The sequence below is a fragment of the Pseudomonas agarici genome, assembly GCF_900109755.1.
Taxonomy (GTDB): domain Bacteria; phylum Pseudomonadota; class Gammaproteobacteria; order Pseudomonadales; family Pseudomonadaceae; genus Aquipseudomonas; species Aquipseudomonas agarici.
Genome location: NZ_FOAR01000033.1, coordinates 1 through 17,716, shown reverse-complemented (window position 1 = coordinate 17,716; position 17,716 = coordinate 1). Strand labels below are relative to the sequence as shown.

Sequence of the window (17,716 nt, the reverse complement as noted above, 5' to 3'; positions counted from 1 at the left end):
CATACCGAATGATTCGCGCACTGCTGCTGAGCTGCTTCCTGTTGCTGGGCGCCTGCGCCAGCCGACTGCCATTGCCCGCGCATACGCCGACCCTGCCCCTGCCTCTGCAATTGCATATCGAACGCGAGCAGGACGGCGCACGACAGGACTGGCTGCTGGTGATCCAGCGCGAAGCCGGTGGCCTGCGCTGGTCGTTGATGGACCCGCTGGGTATCCCACTGGCACGCCAGCGCCTGCATGACGGCGACTGGCAGGCCGACGGCCTGCTGCCACCCAACCCGCAGGCCCTCGAACTCTTCGCCGCGCTGCTGTTCGCGCTGACACCGCCCGCCGAGTTGCCTGATAACTATCCGACTGCCCGCCAGCAGCCGGCACAACGCAGCCTCGGTGAACAGTGGCAGGTTCGTTATCGACAGCCGCTGGATTTCAGCCTCGAGCTGTCGCAAGGTCTGCATTACCGCATCAGCCCGCTGAACGAGGGCACACCATGACCGCCTACCTGAATGCACTCGGGCTGATCTGTGCCCTTGGCCGCGGCAAGCGCGAAATCGCCCGCAACCTGTTCGCCGGCGACTGCTCGGGCATCCGCGACGAAAGCGGCTGGGTTCCTGATCGGGTCTTGCCGGTTGCCGCCGTGCGCGGTGAGCTGGCGGCGATCCCGCCTGAATTCAGCGCACAACGCAGTCGTAACAACCAGTTGCTGATGGAGGCCACGTTGCAGATCGCCGAGCCGATCCAGCGAGCCATCGACACCTATGGTCGCGACCGCATCGGTATTGTCCTGGGCACCAGCACTTCGGGCATTGATGAGGCCAGTCGCGGTATCGCCGATTATTTGCGCAACCGGCAATTCCCTGGCGACTACGACTACCAGCAACAGGAACTGGGCGCCCCGGCCAACTTTCTCGCCGATTGGTTGCAACTGAGCGGCCCGGCCTATGTGATTTCCACCGCCTGCACCTCCAGCGCCCGCGCGCTGATGAGCGCCCAGCGCCTAATCGACCTGGGCCTGTGCGATGCTGTCCTGTGCGGCGGAGTCGACAGTCTGTGCAAACTGACCCTCAACGGCTTCACTTCGCTGGAGGCGGTGTCGGGGCAACGCTGCAATCCGTTCTCGGTCAACCGCAACGGTATCAATATCGGCGAAGCCGCCGTGTTGTTCCTGATGAGCAGACGGGCCACCGAGGCGCAGCCGCTGGCCCTGCTGGGCGCTGGTGCCAGCAGCGACGCGTACCATATCTCAGCCCCGGAACCGAGTGGCCAGGGGGCGACGCGTGCCATGGCCAAGGCCCTGCACAAAGCCGGCCTGCAGCCGGCGCAGATCGCCTACCTGAACCTGCACGGCACCGCGACCCAGCACAACGATGCCATGGAAAGCCTGGCGGTGGCCGGCCTGTTCCCAGACGGCGTGCCATGCTCTTCGACCAAGCCCATGACCGGCCATACCCTCGGCGCCGCCGGGGCGCTGGAAGCGGCGTTCTGCTGGTTGACCCTGAGTGCTGACAACCCGAGCGGCGCGCTGCCACCTCATATCTGGGACGGCCAGCCGGATCCGGCGCTGCCGCCGTTGAACTGGGTCGACGCACACCAGCGTCTCGATCCCACGGCCCCACGCCGGCTAATGAGCAACTCGTTTGCCTTCGGTGGCAACAACGTCAGCCTGATTATCGGAGACGCGCCATGATCGATTGGTCGCTCGCCCAATTGCTGCCCCACGCCGGCGACATGATCCTGATCGAGCAAGTCCTGGCGTTCGATGAAGAACAGATCCATACGCGTCTCACCGTGCGCCCAGACGGCCTGTTCAGTCGCGAGGACGGCAGCCTACCGGCCTGGATCGCAATCGAACTGATGGCCCAAAGCGTGGCCGCCTATGCCGGCTGCCACGCCCGTGGCGCGAACCGGCCGGTGGAGCTTGGATTCCTGCTCGGCACCCGCAAGTTCGAGTGCAACGTGGCACACTTCCCAGTAGGCAGCGAGCTGACCATTCACGCCCAACGCTCCTTGGAAGACGGCAACGGCATGGGCGTGTTCGAATGCCTGCTGACCGGCCCGGCTATCCGTGCCTCGGCCCGCCTGAACGTGTTCCGTCCGCCACTGGCCGCCGCTTATCTCAACGAATCAGAGGAATCCAAGCATGACTGAATCCATTCTGGTCACCGGGTCCAGCCGTGGCATTGGCCGCGCTATCGCCCTGCGCCTGGCCCAGGCCGGCCATGACCTGGTACTGCATTGCCGCAGTGGCCGCGCCGAAGCCGACGCGGTACAAGCCGCAATCCAGGCCATGGGGCGCAATGCCCGGGTGCTGCAATTCGATGTGTCCGACCGCCCGACCTGTCGAACAATTCTCGAAGCCGATGTCGAGGCCCACGGTGCCTACTACGGCGTGGTGCTCAATGCCGGCTTGACCCGCGACGGCGCCTTTCCGGCCCTCTCCGAAGACGACTGGGACCAGGTGCTAGGCACCAACCTCGACGGCTTCTACAACGTGTTGCATCCGCTGATGATGCCGATGATCCGCCGCCGCGCCGCCGGGCGGATCGTCTGCATCACCTCGGTCTCGGGGTTGATCGGCAATCGCGGCCAGGTCAACTACAGTGCCTCGAAAGCCGGCTTGATCGGCGCCGCCAAGGCCCTGGCCATCGAGTTGGGCAAACGCCGGATCACCGTCAACTGCGTCGCTCCGGGCCTGATCGACACCGCCATGCTCGATGAAAACGTGCCCGTGCAAGAGCTGCTGAAAATGATTCCCGCACAGCGCATGGGCACTGCTGAAGAAGTCGCCGGAGCGGTAAACTTTCTCATGTCGGCGGAAGCGGCCTATATCACCCGCCAGGTTTTGGCTGTCAACGGAGGCCTGTGCTGATGAAGCGCGTCGTCGTCACCGGCATGGCTGGCATTACCTCGCTGGGCAGCGACTGGGCCAGTATCGAAGCCCACTTTCGCGCCAACCGCAGCGGCATCCGGCGCATGGATGAGTGGGATCGCTTCACTGAACTGAACACTCGCCTGGCCGGCCCCATCGATGACTATGCGGTGCCCTCCCACTGGACCCGCAAGCAATTGCGGAGCATGGGCCGGGTCTCGCGCTTCGCCGTCGGCGCTGCGGAAATGGCCCTGGCCGATGCCGGTCTGCTGGACAACACGAGCATCCGCGACGGGCGCATGGGCGTGGCCTGCGGTTCGTCCACCGGCAGCACCGACGAGATCAAGGCCTTTGGCATGATGCTGATCAACTCCGTGGCCGAGGGACTGAACGCCAACTCCTACGTGCGCATGATGCCCCACACCACGGCGGCCAATATCAGCATCTTTTTCGGCCTCACTGGGCGCTTGATCCCCACTTCCAGTGCCTGCACCAGCGGCAGCCAGGGCATCGGCTATGCCTACGAAGCGATCAAGTTCGGCCGCCTGCCGCTGATGCTCGCCGGCGGCGCCGAAGAGCTGTGCCCGACCGAAGCCATGGTGTTCGACGCGCTCTACGCCACCAGCCTGAAAAACGATGCGCCGCACACCAGCCCGCGTCCCTACGACAGCGACCGCGACGGCCTGGTGATCGGTGAAGGCGGCGGTATGTTGGTGCTTGAGGAGCTTGAACATGCCCAGGCTCGAGGCGCCACTGTTCACGCGGAAATCGTCGGTTTCGGCAGTAACGCCGACGGCCAGCACGCCACTCGACCGGAGCAGACCACCATGCGTCGGGCCATGGAGCTGGCGCTGGAGGACGCGGGTCTTAGCCCCGATGCCATCGGCTACGTGAACGGCCACGGCACCGCCACCGAACAAGGCGATATCGCCGAGACCCTGGCGACCCAGAGCCTGTTCGGCAGCCGCATGCCCATCAGTTCGCAGAAGAGTTTCCTGGGCCACACCCTGGGCGCCTGCGGCGCACTGGAGTCCTGGTTCAGCATCGAGATGATGAACCGCGACAGCTACGTCCATACCCTGAACCTCGACCGGCTCGACCCACAATGCGGCGAGCTGGACTACCTGCGCGGCAAGTTTCGGCAGATGAGCAACGAATATGTGATGAACAACAACTTTGCCTTTGGCGGTGTGAACACCTCGTTGGTGTTTCGTCGCTGGTCCTGATTTTTTTCGCCGTTGGTGGAGAAAACGATTCCGCAAAAAAAGGTCGAGGTGAATGCCCTGACCAGCATCCTCGACCACGCAATGAAGTGGCGCACCTGCTCCCATTGCACAAATACCTCATTGAATCGCCAAACCTATCAGACAGATCGAACAATATATTGGAAAGAATAGTTAGCCAGCTATATGCTTTTTCCATTGCCTGATCGGCCGCTCCTCCCGAGGTCCTCCGTGAAAACTGCTGTTGCTTCACTGCTCCACGAAATTTCCCCTGGCGCGCCGGACGATGTTGTCGCCCAACCCAATGTCAGCTATATCGAAAAAGGTACTCCGGCGTTCAGGCGCACGGTCCTGGCACTGCTCAGCGGCGGCTTCGCCACCTTCGCCCTGCTGTACTGCGTGCAGCCGATGATGCCGGTGCTGTCCGAGGAATACGGTATCAACGCCGCCCAAAGCAGCCTGATCCTGTCGGTGGCCACCGCGATGCTTGCCATCGGCCTGCTGATCACCGGGCCGATTTCCGATAGCCTGGGGCGCAAGCCGGTGATGGTGGTCGCTTTGTTCGGCGCGGCACTGTTCACCCTCCTCGGAGCGTTCATGCCCAACTGGCAGAGCGTGTTGCTGATGCGAGCGCTGGTGGGGCTGTCGTTGAGCGGCCTGGCGGCGGTCGGCATGACCTATCTGAGCGAGGAGATTCACCCCCAGCACATTGGCCTGGCGATGGGTTTGTATATCGGCGGCAACGCCATCGGCGGGATGAGCGGGCGACTGATCGCCGGGGTACTGATCGACTTCGTCAGTTGGCACACCGCCCTGCTGCTGATCGGCGGCCTGGCGCTGATTGCGGCGACCCTGTTCTGGAAGATCCTGCCGCCATCGCGCAACTTCCGCCCCAGCAGGCTCAATACCCGCAACTTGCTCAATGGCTTCACCATCCACTTTCGCGACGCCGGCCTGCCGTGGCTGTTCCTCGAAGGTTTTCTGTTGATGGGTGCCTTCGTGACACTGTTCAACTACATCGGCTATCGCCTGCTGGCCGAACCCTACAGCCTGAGCCAGGCCTTTGTCGGCCTGCTGTCGATTGTCTATCTGTCAGGGATCTACAGTTCGGCGAAAATTGGTTCCCTGGGCGACAAACTGGGCCGGCGCAAGGTGCTGTGGACGATGATCCTGATCATGCTGGTGGGGATCGCGCTGACCATGGCCCTGCCTCTAACAGTGGTGATCGTCGGGGTCCTGTTGTTCACTTTCGGTTTCTTCGGTGCTCACTCGGTGGCCAGCAGTTGGATCGGGCGTCGGGCGCTGAAAGCCAAGGGTCAGGCGTCGTCGCTCTACTTGTTCAGCTATTACGCCGGCTCCAGCGTCGCCGGCACCCTGGGCGGCGTGGCCTGGCATTACGCGGGCTGGAACGGCATTGGCCTGTTTATCGGTGGACTGCTGGTGGTGGCCTTGCTGGTGGCGCTGAAGCTGGCGCGATTGCCGGTGCTGCCCGCTAACCATCCAACCTGAACCTTGGCCGGCTGAACTAAGGGCTCGTCCACACTACCTTCGCCTCCAGCAGCTTGTCGCGCTTTTCCAGGCTCAGGGTCTGCAACAACGCTGCGCCCTGTTCGATCTGGTCCAGCCAGCCGAGCAGGGTCAGGGCGTCTCCCGAGATCGTCACGCGCAGCGACTGCCCCTCCTGGTCCAATTGCTGCAATTCAAGCCCGGCGGCCAACGCGGTCTCGCCGAGACGGGTCGATAACGGTTGCGTCGAGGCCGACCGTACCGCCGCCGGTCGGGCACGCTGTACCTCGGCGGCCAGGGCCAAGCGTTGTTGATACAGCCGTTGTGCCTGCTCCAGACGCTGTTGCGTCGGCTGCCAGAGGCCGCTGAACAGTATCACCGCCAGAAGGAAAATACCCAGCCCGCCCAATAGCTGGCGCTCTCGCCGGGCCAAGCCTCGCCAACGCTCGCCCAGCATTGGCGCAACAGCAGCATACAGACGCCCGATCATCCGTTCTCCTCCAGGGTCAGCACCGCTTGCACGCGCTGGCGGTCCTTGCTCGCGCTGCCCAGATGGACCGGCAGCGCGCTTTGTCGTCCGCGTTCACGCAGTTGCTCCAACTCCGTGAAACTGTTCGCCGTCAGCACCACCGTCCAACCTTTAGTGGCCCGGTACTCGATGCGCTGCACCTCGACGCTGGCGCCACCGACCACCTGTTCGACCAGTTGCACCAGGCGCGCCATTTGCCGGGGTGCTTGTGCATCGCCAGCAGCCAACCCCTTGAGTTGCGCCGACAGATCGACAATACGGGTCTGCTCCGGGTAGAGCGCTTGAAAACGTTGGACACTTTGCTCATACAAATGCGCGGCGGTGTCTTCAAGGTACTGGCTGCGTGCCTGGGTAAAGCCCCAGGACAGGGCGAACAGCGCCAGCGTCGAAACCAGCAACAGCGGCCAGGGTCGGCGACCGCCGGTGCGTCGAAACGCACCCTGGAGCAAGTCCGTGCTCTGCGCCGATGTCAGCAGCGCCCGGACCTCGGACGCTTGCGACGGTCCCAACCAGCAAACATCGACCGGCAGTCGCGGGCGCAGGCACTGTAACGTCGACGCCGGCAACGCCAGGCGTACCTGCGCTGCACCACCGAACAGCCAGCGACCGCCCCACCAGACGCCATAGGCCTGATCAGCCGGCAGCAATTCAGCATCGACCTGGACGCTGGCGAGGTGCAGGTCCAACCCCTCTAGCAGGTCGACGATAGCGCGCAGACACCCCGTATCGATCACCAGCACCGGGTAACGACGCGCCTGGTCAGCCAGGCCCACGGCGATATGCAGGTTTTCCAAGTCATCCGCCAATTGCTCCTCAATCGCATAAGCCAGCGCCTGGACGGTCGGTTGCCGCCGCCCGGGCCATGGCTCGCTGCGTAACCAGCTACACGCTTCCATCGGCAGGACCACTCGTATGGACTGTCCCGCCAATGCCTTGGCGGCCTCGACGAGGGTCATTTCGTTCGGCTCCTCGGCGCCCCGCCAGCAAGCAACCGGCCAGTCGGTACCCGGCATATCGAGCCCGGAGGGATAAAGGTAAAGCCAGTGGTTCATGACGGCGGTTCACTGTGGGTCGGGGCTGGAAAACGGCGCTGTACTACGCGCATGCGATGGGTTTTCGGGTCGCGCTCCAGATCGCTGACCAGCCGTAGGTGATTGCGTCCGGCGCTGACGTCCACGGTAACTCTGAACCAGCGACTGCCGACACCCAAGCCATGGCTGGCGATGCCCCGGCCCTGAAGACCGGAGACCAGCGCAAAAGCACCTGCATCGAGGTATCCCTCGGCGGGACGTTGCTGGATCAGCGTCCGGGCCTCGGTGGCCGCCACGCCTTCCAGGGTCGACAGCAGCAGCACGCCAGCGGTGTTGATATTCAGGGTCGCATCGCCCGGCAACAGGGCGATCCAAGGCAACAGGCGTTGCAGGCTCGTCCGGTCCACGCCAGGAATCAGCCGCAGTTGACTCGGGTCGCTGACTTCGGTGCCCCGCAGCGGCGTAAGATCGATGGCTGGAATTTCCAGCAATTCAAGCAACCGTGCCCAACGAGCGAGAATAATTTCGTCGGCCTTGCCGGGCCTGAGCAACGGGGTCAGGTTGAAGCGCCCGGCCAGGTCCTCGATTTCCAACCGCACTTGGGCGTCGGGAATGTTGAAAGCCACTGGCTGGCGAGCCCACTCCTGGGACAAGTTGATGTTCTGCGTCGCGGCCAGCTGTGGGTTGTGCAGAAGCTGCCCGGCCCAATCTTCCACCGCGAGTGCCCACTGTCGCAGTTGCACCTGATGGATATGTTGGGCGCTGCTGTGCAAGGTCAGGCGATGGCTGCGCAGCAGGCCGGCGGTCAGCAGCAGCGCCAGGGCCATGATCAACAGCACGCTGATCAACGCCACCCCACGCTGTGGCATTGGCATCATGGGCCCTCCGGCAACGGGATGACCCGGCGGATCTGTTCGAAGCGTCCGGTGGACAAGGTGATCTCAAGGGCCCGAGGCTGACTGGCCGTGGTTGGCCAGTCGCCACGCCAACCGAGCTTGGCGTCGTAGAATCGCCACTGCAATCGCCGTACATCCGCGAGCAGGACCTGTCGCTGGACTGTCGCCGACTCGGGGCTGCGACTGTGTCGCCACAATGTACCGGCTTCGAGGCGATAGCTGATCTCCTGGCGCTCGCTGCGCGGCTGGTCAAGAGGGTTGCGCCAGTTGCCCCGTTGCAGGCTCAGGACGCCCTGACGTAATCCCAGCAACGCCGCGTCCCTGGGCACGGCGACCTGCAAGACATCCCGTTCAAGCACGCTGATCGCCCGTTGCAGGTTGCGCAACGCCTGTTGGTGCTGGGACACCTGGCTCTGGACCCGCAATAGCCCGTCATACAACTGCCAGCAGCCGAGGCTTAGCAGGCTGAAAATCGCCAGGGCGATAACCAGCTCCAGCAAGGTAAAGCCGGCTGACCTATTCATTCCGGGACAAACCCTCCACGTTCGGCAACCAGCCTGTGCCGCGATACACCACGTGCTGGCTGTCGCCGAGGCGGACTTCCAATTCGACCTTGATCAGGCGTTTATCGAACGCTGGTGTCAGGCTTTGACTCAGGCGCCATTGACGTCGGTCGAAGTGTCGCACCAGTTGCTGCCGACCCGGCGCCACAGAAGGTTGCAGACGCAGCTCGGTCAACTGATTATCCGCCAGCCAACTGGCGAAAAGACGCTCCTGCAGGGTGCCGGCCTGCTGCAATACATACTGACTGGCCGACAGCACGGCGGCGGCAAGCAGAGCGAATACCGCCAAGGCGACCATGACTTCCAGCAAGGTAAAACCGCGCTCAGCTCTCATCGATGGCCGGATCGCCAAGACCGTCCCCCGAGACACTCAGCCAACGCCGTTGGGCCGTTTCATAATGCAAGGTGAAGGCGCTCATTTCATCACTGCTGAGCACCAGCAGCTGTGGCTGGTTCAGGCGGCTGCCAAGTTTCAGCGGTCGCCCTTCGAGTTCCAGGCGGAAGTAAAGCCCATCGGGCAACCGATAAGGCGCGCCCGCCGAACGCCAGTCAGGATGTTCAAAGACCACCACTTGATAGCCACCCGCATCGACACGCAAGCCGAACTCCTGGCCATCGAGCACGGCCAGCTCACGCAACTGTTGCAGCAGTTGCACCAGAGCGCCGGCTTCATCGCGGGCCTGGCGGGCCGGGCTGGGTTTCATGGAGAAGCCGATCAGACCGACCACCACGCCCATGATCACCACGACCACCAACAACTCCAGCAAAGTGAAGCCACGCGAACGCCCGTGCATCGGTCAGCTTCCCCAGTTGCCGATATCGCCAGCCTGTTCCTCGCCGCCGGACACGCCGTCGGCACCGAAGGAATAGAGGTCGTAGGACTTGGAGCGGGTGCCTGGGCTCAGGTATTGGTAGGGCGTGCCCCAGGGGTCGACCGGCAGACGCTTCAGGTAGCCGTGGGGATTCCAGTTCTTCGGTTCCGGCGTGCCCAACGGTTTGCGTACCAGGGCCTCCAGCCCCTGCTGCGTCGAGGGATAGTTGAAATTGTCGAGACGGTACATTTCCAGCGCGGTGCCGATGGACTGGATATCGGTCTGGGCAGCCGTGACCTTGGCCTGGTCGGTACGACCCATAAACTGCGGGACCACCAGTGCCCCGAGCACACCGATGATCACCACCACCACCATGATTTCAATCAGGGTGAAGCCGCGTTGCACAGAGGTTCCAAAAGCTTTCATGGGTCAATTCACCATTTGGTTGAGGCTGAGAATCGGCAGCAGAATGGCCATGACGATCAGCAGCACAACGCCGCCCATCACCACCAGCATCGCCGGTTCGAACAGACTCACGACCAGCGCAATACGGGCCGCGAGGGTTTTCTCCTGTTGTTCGGCGGCACGCGCCAGCATGCCGTCGAGTTCGCCTGCACGCTCGCCGCTGGCGATCATGTGCAGCATCAACGGCGGAATATCGCCGCTCTGCTCCAGGCCCCGGGTCAGAGTGCCGCCCTCGCGTACCGACCGGGCAACCTCGAGCATGCGCGCACGAATCGTCAAGTTGCCGATCACCGTGGCGGAGATTTCCAGGGCATCCACCAGCGGCACCGCACTTTTGCAGAGAATCGCCAGGGTGCTGGCAAAGCGTGCCGCCTCCACCGCACGAAAAACCCCACCCGCCAGGGGCAGGCGCAACAGCCAGGCATGCCAGCGCAGGCGCACGGGCTGACGACTCAACGCGCCGCGCAGCAGCAGGCCAAGACCCATCAGGCCCAACAGGATCAGCAGCGCGTATTCACGCAGGCCGTCGCTCAGGCCGATCAGCCCACGGGTCAACCAGGGCAACTCACGACCACCGTCGATAAAGATCTTCACCACATCCGGCACCACATAGCCCAACAGAAAGCCAACGATGCCCAGGGACGCCAACAGGAGGATCAGCGGATAGACCAGCGCCAACTGGATCTTCTGTCGTGATTGCTGGCGAGCTTCGGTGTAGTGCGCCAATTGCTCCAGCACCTGCCCCAAGTGCCCCGAGCGCTCGCCGGCGGCAATCGTGGCGCGGAACAACTCAGGGAAGGCCCGGGGGAAACCGGCCAGGGCCGAGGACAGTTCATAGCCCTCCATGACCCGGCCCCGAACTGCCGCCAGCAGGCTGCTGACCCGGCGCTTCTCGCTCTGCGCGGCAACTGCCCGCAAGGCTTCTTCCAGTGGTAGCCCGGCCTGGATCAGGGTCGACAATTGCAGCGTCAACAACGCCAACTCAGCCGCCCCCAGGCGTGTCCCGCCACCATGGCCGCCGAGCGCGGTACCGGGCTCGCGGGCCGCCTTGAGTTCGCTTGGCAACAGGCCACGCTCGCGCAGTAACTGCCGGGCGTGCCGGGCACTCTCGGCTTGCTGTTGGCCACGGCAGCGGCGACCGTGAACGTCCTGGGCGTGATAATCGAAGGTCGGCATTCTCAATCCTCTTGCGTCACGCGCAGCAGCTCATCAAGGCTGGTGCGACCTTCCAGGACCAGCCGTTGCCCGTCCTGGAACAGGCTGGGCGCCACACTCCGGGCCTGGCGGGCCAGTTCCGGTTCGCCGACGCCACGGTGGATCAACTCGGATAGGGTCGGGGTCATGCTGATCAGCTCATGGATCCCGGTCCGCCCGCGATAACCTTGCTGACAGAGCTCGCAGCCCACGGCCTTGAACAGCCTCGCCGTGGCCTGCGGGGCCAGACCCAGGCGCTGGCGGGCCGCCAGGTCCACGGCACAGGGTGTCTTACACGCGGGGCACAGGGTGCGCACCAGGCGCTGGGCCAATACGCCGACCAGCGATGACGCCAGCAGGTACGCATCGACGCCCATGTCCAGCAGACGCGTCACCGCTCCCGCCGCGCTGTTGGTGTGCAAGGTCGAAAGCACCAGGTGCCCGGTCAGGGACGCCTGCACGGCGATGGCGGCGGTTTCCTGATCGCGTATCTCGCCGACCATCACCACGTCTGGGTCCTGGCGCAGGATTGCCCGCAGCCCACGGGCAAAGGTCATCTCGACCTTGGGATTGACCGGCGTCTGGCCAATGCCCGGCAAGTGGTACTCGATGGGGTCTTCGACCGTGAGGATATTGCGCGTCTGGTCGTTGAGATGGCTCAGCGCCGCGTAGAGGCTGGTGGTCTTGCCGGAGCCGGTGGGGCCGGTGACCAGGAAAATGCCATGGGGCTTGCCGAGAATTTGCCGGAAACGCTCCAGGGTCTGCGCCGGCATACCCAGGCGCTCGAGCTGCAGGCGCCCGGACTGCTTGTCGAGCAGGCGCAACACCACGCGCTCGCCATGGGCCGTGGGCAGGGTGGAGACCCGCACATCGACCTCATGCCCGGCCAGTCGCAAGGCCATCCGACCATCCTGGGGCACTCGTTTCTCGGCGATATCCAGTCGCGCCATGACCTTGATCCGCGACACCAACAGGGTGGCCAGTTCACGCCGGGGCCTCAACACTTCGCGCAATTGGCCGTCCACCCGCAGGCGCACCGAGACACTGTGCTCGAAGGTCTCCAGGTGCACGTCCGAGGCCTTTTCGCGCACGGCTTCACTGAGCAGGGCATTGATCAGGCGAATGATCGGCGCATCGCCCTCCTGTTCCAGCAGATCGGCGGTCTGCGGCACTCGATCGGCCAGGCTGATCAGGTCCAGTTCGTCGTCCAGGCCCTGGGCGACTTGCTCGGCGGCGCTCTGACCATCGCTGTAGCAGGCAGCCAGACGCGCCGCGAACATCGGCTCGTCGAGTACCTGCACGGGCCAGTCCCGGCCGAGCACCCGCCGCGCCTCGGACAAGGCCGTCAGCGGCGTATCGTCGCGTATCGACAGCAACGCTGTCTCGCCCTGGGCTTCCAGCAGCACGCCAAAACGCCGGGCAAAGCCGAACGGCAATTGTGTTCTCATGGTGTTGTCGCCTGGTTCCGACGCAGATCGATCGCCTCGTCTTCACGACCGTCGAACAGTTGCCCCGGATCGCTGGGCAGCAGCAGCGAATTACCCTGGCGGGCCGAAGGCCGGCTGAGTTCCCTCAATCGGTTGTAGCGCTGCGCGCTGACTTCGACCAGGTCTTCCTTGCCACGCACGATGCTCGGTCGGAGGAACACCATGAGATTGGTTTTTTCGTGTGTTTCACTGTTCCAGCGAAACAGCGCGCCCAGGTACGGGATATTGCGCAGCCACGGCACGCCACTTTCCTGGATGCGAATACTGTCCTTGATCAGGCCACCGATCACGATGATTTCGCCGTCGTCGACCAGGATGGTGCTCTTGAGGGAGCGTTTGTTGGTGATCAGGTCGTCGGTAATCTCGGCACTCTTGGTCAGTTCGGAGTTTTCCTGCTCGACCCGCAAGCGCAGGGTCGATCCTTCATTGATATGCGGGCGGATCTTCAGTTTGATGCCGATATCATGGCGCGTAACCGTGGTATAGGGCTTACCGTTGCCGTCGTCGGTAGGTTGGTAGGAGCCGCTCTTGAACGGCACGTTCTGGCCAACCAGAATCTCCGCCTCCTGGTTGTCCAGGGTCAGCAGGCTGGGGGTGGACAGCACATTGTTGCGGGTGTTGCTAGCCAGGGCGGACACCAGCATGCCGAAACGATCGGAACCGAAACGCAATACAGTGCCGCCTTCGCGCGGCAGCGTACCGGCCTCGAAACCCGGCAGGGTAATGTCCGTGCCGGGAAAGGCGATACTGCCCTGAACACTGCCGGATTTGCCGCCCCACTGCACGCCGAGAGCCTCTTTGATATCCCCGGTAATCTCCACGATCGCCGCATGAATCAGCACCTGCGAACGCGGCTGGTCGAGTTGGCGCACGATGCTCTCCAGGGTGCGCACCTGGGCTGGCTCGGCAATCACGATCAGCGCGTTCTGGCTCTCGTCGGCCTTGACCAACGCCTTGCTGGACGAGCTGTCCCGGCCAGCCGCACCGCCGGCATCCTGGCCGAGCCCCGGCCCCATGGCATCCAGCACCTCGGCCAACTGCGTGGCATCGCTATGGCGCAGGCGGATCACCCGGGCGTTGTCCGAGAGGGCCGGCGCGGGGGTATCGAGTGAACGCGCCAGCTCGCCGAGGCGTTTGCGCACCACCTCGGGGCCGATGAGCAGCAGGCGATTGTTGCGCGTATCGGCAATCACCTGGCTGCCTGACTCAGCCCCCTGCTTACCCAGGGATTGTTCCATCACGCGAGCCAGGTCAGTGGCCAGGCCATGCTTGAGTGGCACGACGGCATGGGCATTTTTGTGGCCGGCATCCAATTGCCGGACGATCCTCGCGATACGCCGGACGTTGCCGGCACCATCGGTGATGACCAGGGCATTGGCCGATGCCGAAGGACCGACATAACCATTGACCGACACCAGCGGACGCATCAGCCCGGCGATTTCGGTGGCCACACTGTTGTTCAGTGTCACCACTTCGGTGACGAACTGCCCGGTCTCGGCCACACGGCTATCGGTGCTACTGGCACGGGTACGGGCATCCGCCACCGGCGCGACCAGGATACGATCACCCTCATCGATGACCGTGAAGTTGTGGGCATCGAGCACGGAATAGAACAGCCGACGCACACCCTCACGATCCAGCGCCTGTTCCGAGAGCACGGTGATACGACCCTGCACCCGCGGGTCGAGGACCACCGTGGTGGCGAGAATCGAAGACATTTCCCGAACCACATCGCGCAACTCGGCATCGTTCATTGCCAGTTGCCATCGGGGCTCCTCGGCCTCAACCATAGTGCCCCCAAGCAGCATCGACAACAGCAGGCCGGGGACGATCAGGCACCCCATGGCGGTTCTGGCGGACGGGTTCATTCACTCACTCTGAGGCTTGGCGGACGTTGGCCGCAGATAAATAGAAGACTCGGCACCGGTACTCGGGCCGGCCGCCAGCAACAGCCGCTTGACGGGTTGCTCCAGGGCCAACCACTCCTCGCGCCCATTACGCCAGAGCACCACGCGCCCAACCTCGATCCGACGCAGGACACTGCCGCCGGGCAGGCGGTCGCCAACTTGATAGATTCGCTGCCCCTGTGCCCCGGCCAGCAACGCCCGTGACGCGCCTGAGCTGGCGACAAAACTGGCGCGCAGTTGTAGCGGCTCGGCACTACGGGCCAGCGCATCGGAGGTCGACAGGCCGAACACCGTTGCAACCGCCACCGGGTCGAGTGGCTCGGGCCTTTGTGCCGGTGCCGCAGCGATGAAGTTGAAGACCGGAGCCGCTGGCATTGCCTGACGAAATACCCACTCATGCCACGCCAACCAAGCGCCATATACCAGGGGCGCCAAGCACAGCAGCACTCGCGGCAGAACCGCGGCATACCGCATCATCCGGGTATTCATCGGCCTATGCGCCAGGGCGTCGATTTATTCATCTGTATAAGTACTGCCGTTTTATCCGAAGATATAAATTTATTATTTATAGAAATCATCCATTTCAAACCAAAAATAAACATTCACAAATATCACTACTAAAAAACGCTCAAAAATTATCGATAACACAATAAAAAGCCGACACACGAACCTGAAGCAACTTACCCACAAGCTGCCTCAGGTGCTTGATACTCGCGTTATCTGACTATCCAGGCATCTTGCCAATTGGAACCATGCCCAGGTACATAGTGGTGACTATTGATCTTGCACCAATCTCCTGCGGGAAAAGGTTTGCACTCATAGACCGTGTCGCCCTGAAGTACCGTCGTGCCAGGCTTGTAGTCGGCAATACCTTGCGGATAGACCGCATCGTATTGCTGGTCGCTCCCTTCGCCGCCCAGTTCGATGGACACCAAGTCCTGGCGCGTAGTGCGACCATCGACGGTCGTACCGACCAGCTTGAGCTGATGAGTGCCCGGCATGCTACGCACATCCACGTTCAACCAGGCCGCACCGGCTTGCACCTGCAGTGTGGTGGAACCCACCGATTTGTTGCTGGCATCGAAGACCGTGACTTCGACGTTCATCGCGCGGTTGCCAAAGATCGGCACGGGTAAGGTCACTCGCCCCTTGTCCAGCGAGTAGTCGTTGCTCACCGCCGAGATGCGCAGATCGGCCTCGGTATCTTCCTTCAGCTCCATCTGCAACTCGTAGCGCTTGACGCCGCTTTCGGCCTTGGCGAAGACTTTGTTCGCACCCTTGATCGGATGAATATTGCCGTCTTCGTCACGCACACCCGCACGGACCAGTTCCTGGGTGCGATTGATCTGCTCGGCCAACTTGAACGACCAGTTCTCAGGCCGGCCTTCTTCAGCGGTATCGATGGCGATCTCGACACGCCGTTCATTGATCTCGCCATCGGCGCCAAACGCCCGGGCCTTGACCGCATCTCCCACCCACAACGCAGCCGGCGCCGGCGTGATGTGACCGACGGTGCTCCAGCCGTCCGGCGCGACCGCCTCGGCCAGGATGTTCACATCGGCCACGTTATAGAAGGCCGCATCGGTATCACCTACCGTCCACGCCCCCAGGATGATGTGATGGCCGGTCTTGTCCGGAGGAATAACACAGGCATGCCGGGTGCCGGAAACCGGCAGCGCATTCTGACCATCGACCACGCAGAAGGGCGTCGCGTCAAACGAGGCACGGCTCAAGGGTTGATTGGGGTTCCATCCGGCGCGGGTCATGAAATACTCATGTTTGGTCGCCGGGTGCGCCGCCGTGTACTGCCAGGTGAACTCGATATCACGGTCCTTGATTTCGGTCAGATGCCAACGCGTCGCGCTCTGGGTGTCCAGCGCGGCGAAGTTGGCGGAACCGCCGCTGGCAATCTTGCCGTCGATGGGACCTTGAAGCGGGCTTCCACCCACCCCCGCCGGGAATCCCTTGAACGTCTCACCGACGCTTTGCGGTTCGTACTGAGCGCCTCCACACTCCTTGTTGAGGCCTTGCTGACAGGCATAGGCCCGTGAAGGTGGATCACTCAGATAACCATGCGCCGCCACCTGTTGCGAAGCAATCAGCGCCGCTAGCATGGCCAGGGAAGAACCCCCTATCGATACCGAACTTGAAAGTTTTTTTATCATGTAATCCAACTCCAGAGTCATATTTGGCGATGAAACGCTATCCCAACGCGGTACACGCCGTTTCCTTATTGATGTCACCCATTAATAATCACGAACACTCTGCTCATGATGTCCAACCCTATGTATTCAAAAACTATAAAGCCTGAAAAACACATAACACCCGAACGCCAAAAGCTTCGAGGGGAACTTCTCATTATTCATACAGACGAAAACAAATAGCCTTACAGATAAAGCTATCAAGACACCTGTCTCCGTAACTTTTCGAATGAGAATCAGGCTTCGCATTGTACGAACTTTTAGTTTTTTAGCTGTCGGACAACTCCGATCATGAGGAAGGAATGGTCAGCAATAATTCGACAAGGACTCCGGTGATTGTGAGCCACCGTGCTGATGATTATGAGCCGCGGATGGGTGCAGCTATAGGGACTTGTCATCGACGCCGTTTTTTGCTCATCAATTGTGACCGATAGTTTCCTCGCCCACATTAGCCGCGAGTGAGCTGGCACTCCATTTCCACGTGCTTATATTGGCTGCAACCGATGGGCCCTCCATAAAGCATTCATTTGTGGGGCACACCACCCCAAAGTCTGTTTCAGACGCGTCCTACTTACTTTTGGCGACCCGGACGCTAGCCTTTGAACGGCCAGCCGCTCTTCTTGCAGTCATTGCCCTGATATTCGTCCGATTACAGGCACACAACAACGTGACGCAGGAACAGCCGCCCAAAAAGCCCAAAGGACTAGGAATAACAAAATGAATATACCTTTGCAGCAGCGCTACACCCACCCAACCTCCCTTGAAGTTTTCGGCACGCTGAATCCGTCGGCTTTTACCGAACCGCCACTGGCTGGCTGCGAGGAATTCGCTTGCCTGCCATCGATTGAGGGCTGAATCATGGGTCGAGGAAGTGTCAACGGCATGGGACAAGGCCTGGACGGTGATCGGACCACCACTGGCGCGGTGTGTATCAGCAGCCTGCCCAGTGCCACGCAAGGCGGTGGTCGAGGCGTCTTGCGGCTCGGCGATAAAACCACCCCTTGCCCGTTATGCGGCAAAGCCGGGGTGATTGTCG

The 17,716-nt window shown here is 62.3% G+C and carries 19 protein-coding genes; 7 read left to right on the top strand and 12 right to left on the bottom strand.

What is annotated here, in order from left to right:
• Positions 1–8: 8 nt before the first annotated feature.
• The 6 genes from BMX68_RS22580 (at position 9) to BMX68_RS22555 (ending at position 5,598) form a co-directional block, all read left to right on the top strand.
• Entirely contained in the window at positions 9–491 is a 483-nt protein-coding gene (locus BMX68_RS22580) for a hypothetical protein (RefSeq protein WP_017130082.1), read from the top strand.
• Positions 488–1,684, top strand: coding sequence for a beta-ketoacyl-[acyl-carrier-protein] synthase family protein (locus BMX68_RS22575; protein ID WP_017130081.1), 1,197 nt, complete (start codon positions 488–490; stop codon positions 1,682–1,684). The genes BMX68_RS22580 and BMX68_RS22575 overlap by 4 nt, the downstream gene beginning before the upstream one ends.
• A complete protein-coding gene (locus BMX68_RS22570) occupies positions 1,681–2,145 on the top strand; it encodes a hotdog family protein (protein ID WP_017130080.1) in 465 nt (154 codons plus the stop codon). The genes BMX68_RS22575 and BMX68_RS22570 overlap by 4 nt, the downstream gene beginning before the upstream one ends.
• On the top strand, positions 2,138–2,866 hold the full coding sequence (locus BMX68_RS22565) for a 3-ketoacyl-ACP reductase FabG2 (RefSeq protein WP_017130079.1): 729 nt from the start codon (positions 2,138–2,140) through the stop codon (positions 2,864–2,866). Before BMX68_RS22570 ends, BMX68_RS22565 begins: the two co-directional genes overlap by 8 nt.
• The gene (locus BMX68_RS22560) at positions 2,866–4,092 is read left to right on the top strand and encodes a beta-ketoacyl-ACP synthase (protein WP_017130078.1); all 1,227 of its coding nucleotides are present in this window, start codon (positions 2,866–2,868) and stop codon (positions 4,090–4,092) included. Before BMX68_RS22565 ends, BMX68_RS22560 begins: the two co-directional genes overlap by 1 nt.
• A gap of 228 nt (positions 4,093–4,320) precedes the next feature.
• The gene (locus BMX68_RS22555; protein WP_017130077.1) at positions 4,321–5,598 is read left to right on the top strand and encodes an MFS transporter; all 1,278 of its coding nucleotides are present in this window, start codon (positions 4,321–4,323) and stop codon (positions 5,596–5,598) included.
• Between the two features lie 16 nt (positions 5,599–5,614).
• Here BMX68_RS22555 and BMX68_RS22550 read toward each other — a convergent pair whose 3' ends face one another.
• From BMX68_RS22550 to BMX68_RS22495, 12 genes are all read right to left on the bottom strand, one after another.
• Positions 5,615–6,085 carry a type II secretion system protein M gene (locus tag BMX68_RS22550; protein ID WP_017130076.1) on the bottom strand — a complete coding sequence of 157 codons (471 nt, stop codon included), beginning with the start codon at positions 6,083–6,085 and terminating at the stop codon, positions 5,615–5,617.
• Positions 6,082–7,176, bottom strand: a complete 1,095-nt coding sequence (gene gspL / locus BMX68_RS22545; protein ID WP_017130075.1) for a type II secretion system protein GspL — start codon at positions 7,174–7,176, stop codon at positions 6,082–6,084. The genes BMX68_RS22550 and gspL overlap by 4 nt, the downstream gene beginning before the upstream one ends.
• Positions 7,173–8,033, bottom strand: a complete 861-nt coding sequence (locus BMX68_RS22540; RefSeq protein ID WP_017130074.1) for a type II secretion system protein GspK — start codon at positions 8,031–8,033, stop codon at positions 7,173–7,175. Before BMX68_RS22540 ends, gspL begins: the two co-directional genes overlap by 4 nt.
• Positions 8,030–8,575, bottom strand: coding sequence for a type II secretion system minor pseudopilin GspJ (gspJ, locus tag BMX68_RS22535; protein WP_017130073.1), 546 nt, complete (start codon positions 8,573–8,575; stop codon positions 8,030–8,032). The genes BMX68_RS22540 and gspJ overlap by 4 nt, the downstream gene beginning before the upstream one ends.
• The gene (gspI, locus tag BMX68_RS22530) at positions 8,568–8,948 is read right to left on the bottom strand and encodes a type II secretion system minor pseudopilin GspI (RefSeq protein ID WP_026012977.1); all 381 of its coding nucleotides are present in this window, start codon (positions 8,946–8,948) and stop codon (positions 8,568–8,570) included. The genes gspJ and gspI overlap by 8 nt, the downstream gene beginning before the upstream one ends.
• Positions 8,938–9,408: a type II secretion system minor pseudopilin GspH gene (gene gspH, locus BMX68_RS22525; protein WP_017130071.1), complete on the bottom strand. Its 471-nt coding sequence runs from the start codon at positions 9,406–9,408 to the stop codon at positions 8,938–8,940. Before gspH ends, gspI begins: the two co-directional genes overlap by 11 nt.
• Positions 9,409–9,411: 3 nt before the next feature.
• Positions 9,412–9,852: a type II secretion system major pseudopilin GspG gene (gene gspG, locus BMX68_RS22520; RefSeq protein ID WP_017130070.1), complete on the bottom strand. Its 441-nt coding sequence runs from the start codon at positions 9,850–9,852 to the stop codon at positions 9,412–9,414.
• Positions 9,853–9,855: 3 nt separating this feature from the next.
• Positions 9,856–11,067, bottom strand: a complete 1,212-nt coding sequence (gspF, locus tag BMX68_RS22515; protein ID WP_017130069.1) for a type II secretion system inner membrane protein GspF — start codon at positions 11,065–11,067, stop codon at positions 9,856–9,858.
• A 2-nt stretch (positions 11,068–11,069) separates the two neighbouring features.
• Positions 11,070–12,533, bottom strand: a complete 1,464-nt coding sequence (gene gspE / locus BMX68_RS22510) for a type II secretion system ATPase GspE (protein WP_026012976.1) — start codon at positions 12,531–12,533, stop codon at positions 11,070–11,072.
• Complete coding sequence (gene gspD, locus BMX68_RS22505; RefSeq protein ID WP_026012975.1) at positions 12,530–14,440, bottom strand: type II secretion system secretin GspD; 1,911 nt, start codon at positions 14,438–14,440, stop codon at positions 12,530–12,532. Before gspD ends, gspE begins: the two co-directional genes overlap by 4 nt.
• The gene (locus tag BMX68_RS22500; RefSeq protein ID WP_017130066.1) at positions 14,441–14,956 is read right to left on the bottom strand and encodes a type II secretion system protein N; all 516 of its coding nucleotides are present in this window, start codon (positions 14,954–14,956) and stop codon (positions 14,441–14,443) included.
• A gap of 239 nt (positions 14,957–15,195) precedes the next feature.
• On the bottom strand, positions 15,196–16,644 hold the full coding sequence (locus BMX68_RS22495) for a lytic polysaccharide monooxygenase (RefSeq protein ID WP_026012974.1): 1,449 nt from the start codon (positions 16,642–16,644) through the stop codon (positions 15,196–15,198).
• Positions 16,645–17,397: 753 nt separating this feature from the next.
• Here BMX68_RS22495 and BMX68_RS26040 point away from each other — a divergent pair.
• Positions 17,398–17,535 carry a hypothetical protein gene (locus tag BMX68_RS26040; RefSeq protein WP_017130064.1) on the top strand — a complete coding sequence of 46 codons (138 nt, stop codon included), beginning with the start codon at positions 17,398–17,400 and terminating at the stop codon, positions 17,533–17,535.
• The last annotated feature ends 181 nt before the right edge of the window (positions 17,536–17,716 follow it).

What these genes read in the sequence shown, in the direction of transcription:
- BMX68_RS22580 (WP_017130082.1), top strand. Translation starts at nt 9, where the DNA reads ATGATTCGCGCACTGCTGCTGAGCTGCTTCCTGTTGCTGGGCGCCTGC.
- BMX68_RS22575 (WP_017130081.1), top strand. Translation starts at nt 488, where the DNA reads ATGACCGCCTACCTGAATGCACTCGGGCTGATCTGTGCCCTTGGCCGC.
- BMX68_RS22570 (WP_017130080.1), top strand. Translation starts at nt 1,681, where the DNA reads ATGATCGATTGGTCGCTCGCCCAATTGCTGCCCCACGCCGGCGACATG.
- BMX68_RS22565 (WP_017130079.1), top strand. Translation starts at nt 2,138, where the DNA reads ATGACTGAATCCATTCTGGTCACCGGGTCCAGCCGTGGCATTGGCCGC.
- BMX68_RS22560 (WP_017130078.1), top strand. Translation starts at nt 2,866, where the DNA reads ATGAAGCGCGTCGTCGTCACCGGCATGGCTGGCATTACCTCGCTGGGC.
- BMX68_RS22550 (WP_017130076.1), bottom strand. Translation starts at nt 6,085, where the DNA reads ATGATCGGGCGTCTGTATGCTGCTGTTGCGCCAATGCTGGGCGAGCGT.
- gspL (WP_017130075.1), bottom strand. Translation starts at nt 7,176, where the DNA reads ATGAACCACTGGCTTTACCTTTATCCCTCCGGGCTCGATATGCCGGGT.
- BMX68_RS22540 (WP_017130074.1), bottom strand. Translation starts at nt 8,033, where the DNA reads ATGATGCCAATGCCACAGCGTGGGGTGGCGTTGATCAGCGTGCTGTTG.
- gspJ (WP_017130073.1), bottom strand. Translation starts at nt 8,575, where the DNA reads ATGAATAGGTCAGCCGGCTTTACCTTGCTGGAGCTGGTTATCGCCCTG.
- gspI (WP_026012977.1), bottom strand. Translation starts at nt 8,948, where the DNA reads ATGAGAGCTGAGCGCGGTTTTACCTTGCTGGAAGTCATGGTCGCCTTG.
- gspH (WP_017130071.1), bottom strand. Translation starts at nt 9,408, where the DNA reads ATGCACGGGCGTTCGCGTGGCTTCACTTTGCTGGAGTTGTTGGTGGTC.
- gspG (WP_017130070.1), bottom strand. Translation starts at nt 9,852, where the DNA reads ATGAAAGCTTTTGGAACCTCTGTGCAACGCGGCTTCACCCTGATTGAA.
- gspF (WP_017130069.1), bottom strand. Translation starts at nt 11,067, where the DNA reads ATGCCGACCTTCGATTATCACGCCCAGGACGTTCACGGTCGCCGCTGC.
- gspE (WP_026012976.1), bottom strand. Translation starts at nt 12,533, where the DNA reads ATGAGAACACAATTGCCGTTCGGCTTTGCCCGGCGTTTTGGCGTGCTG.
- gspD (WP_026012975.1), bottom strand. Translation starts at nt 14,440, where the DNA reads ATGAACCCGTCCGCCAGAACCGCCATGGGGTGCCTGATCGTCCCCGGC.
- BMX68_RS22500 (WP_017130066.1), bottom strand. Translation starts at nt 14,956, where the DNA reads ATGATGCGGTATGCCGCGGTTCTGCCGCGAGTGCTGCTGTGCTTGGCG.
- BMX68_RS22495 (WP_026012974.1), bottom strand. Translation starts at nt 16,644, where the DNA reads ATGATAAAAAAACTTTCAAGTTCGGTATCGATAGGGGGTTCTTCCCTG.
- BMX68_RS26040 (WP_017130064.1), top strand. Translation starts at nt 17,398, where the DNA reads ATGAATATACCTTTGCAGCAGCGCTACACCCACCCAACCTCCCTTGAA.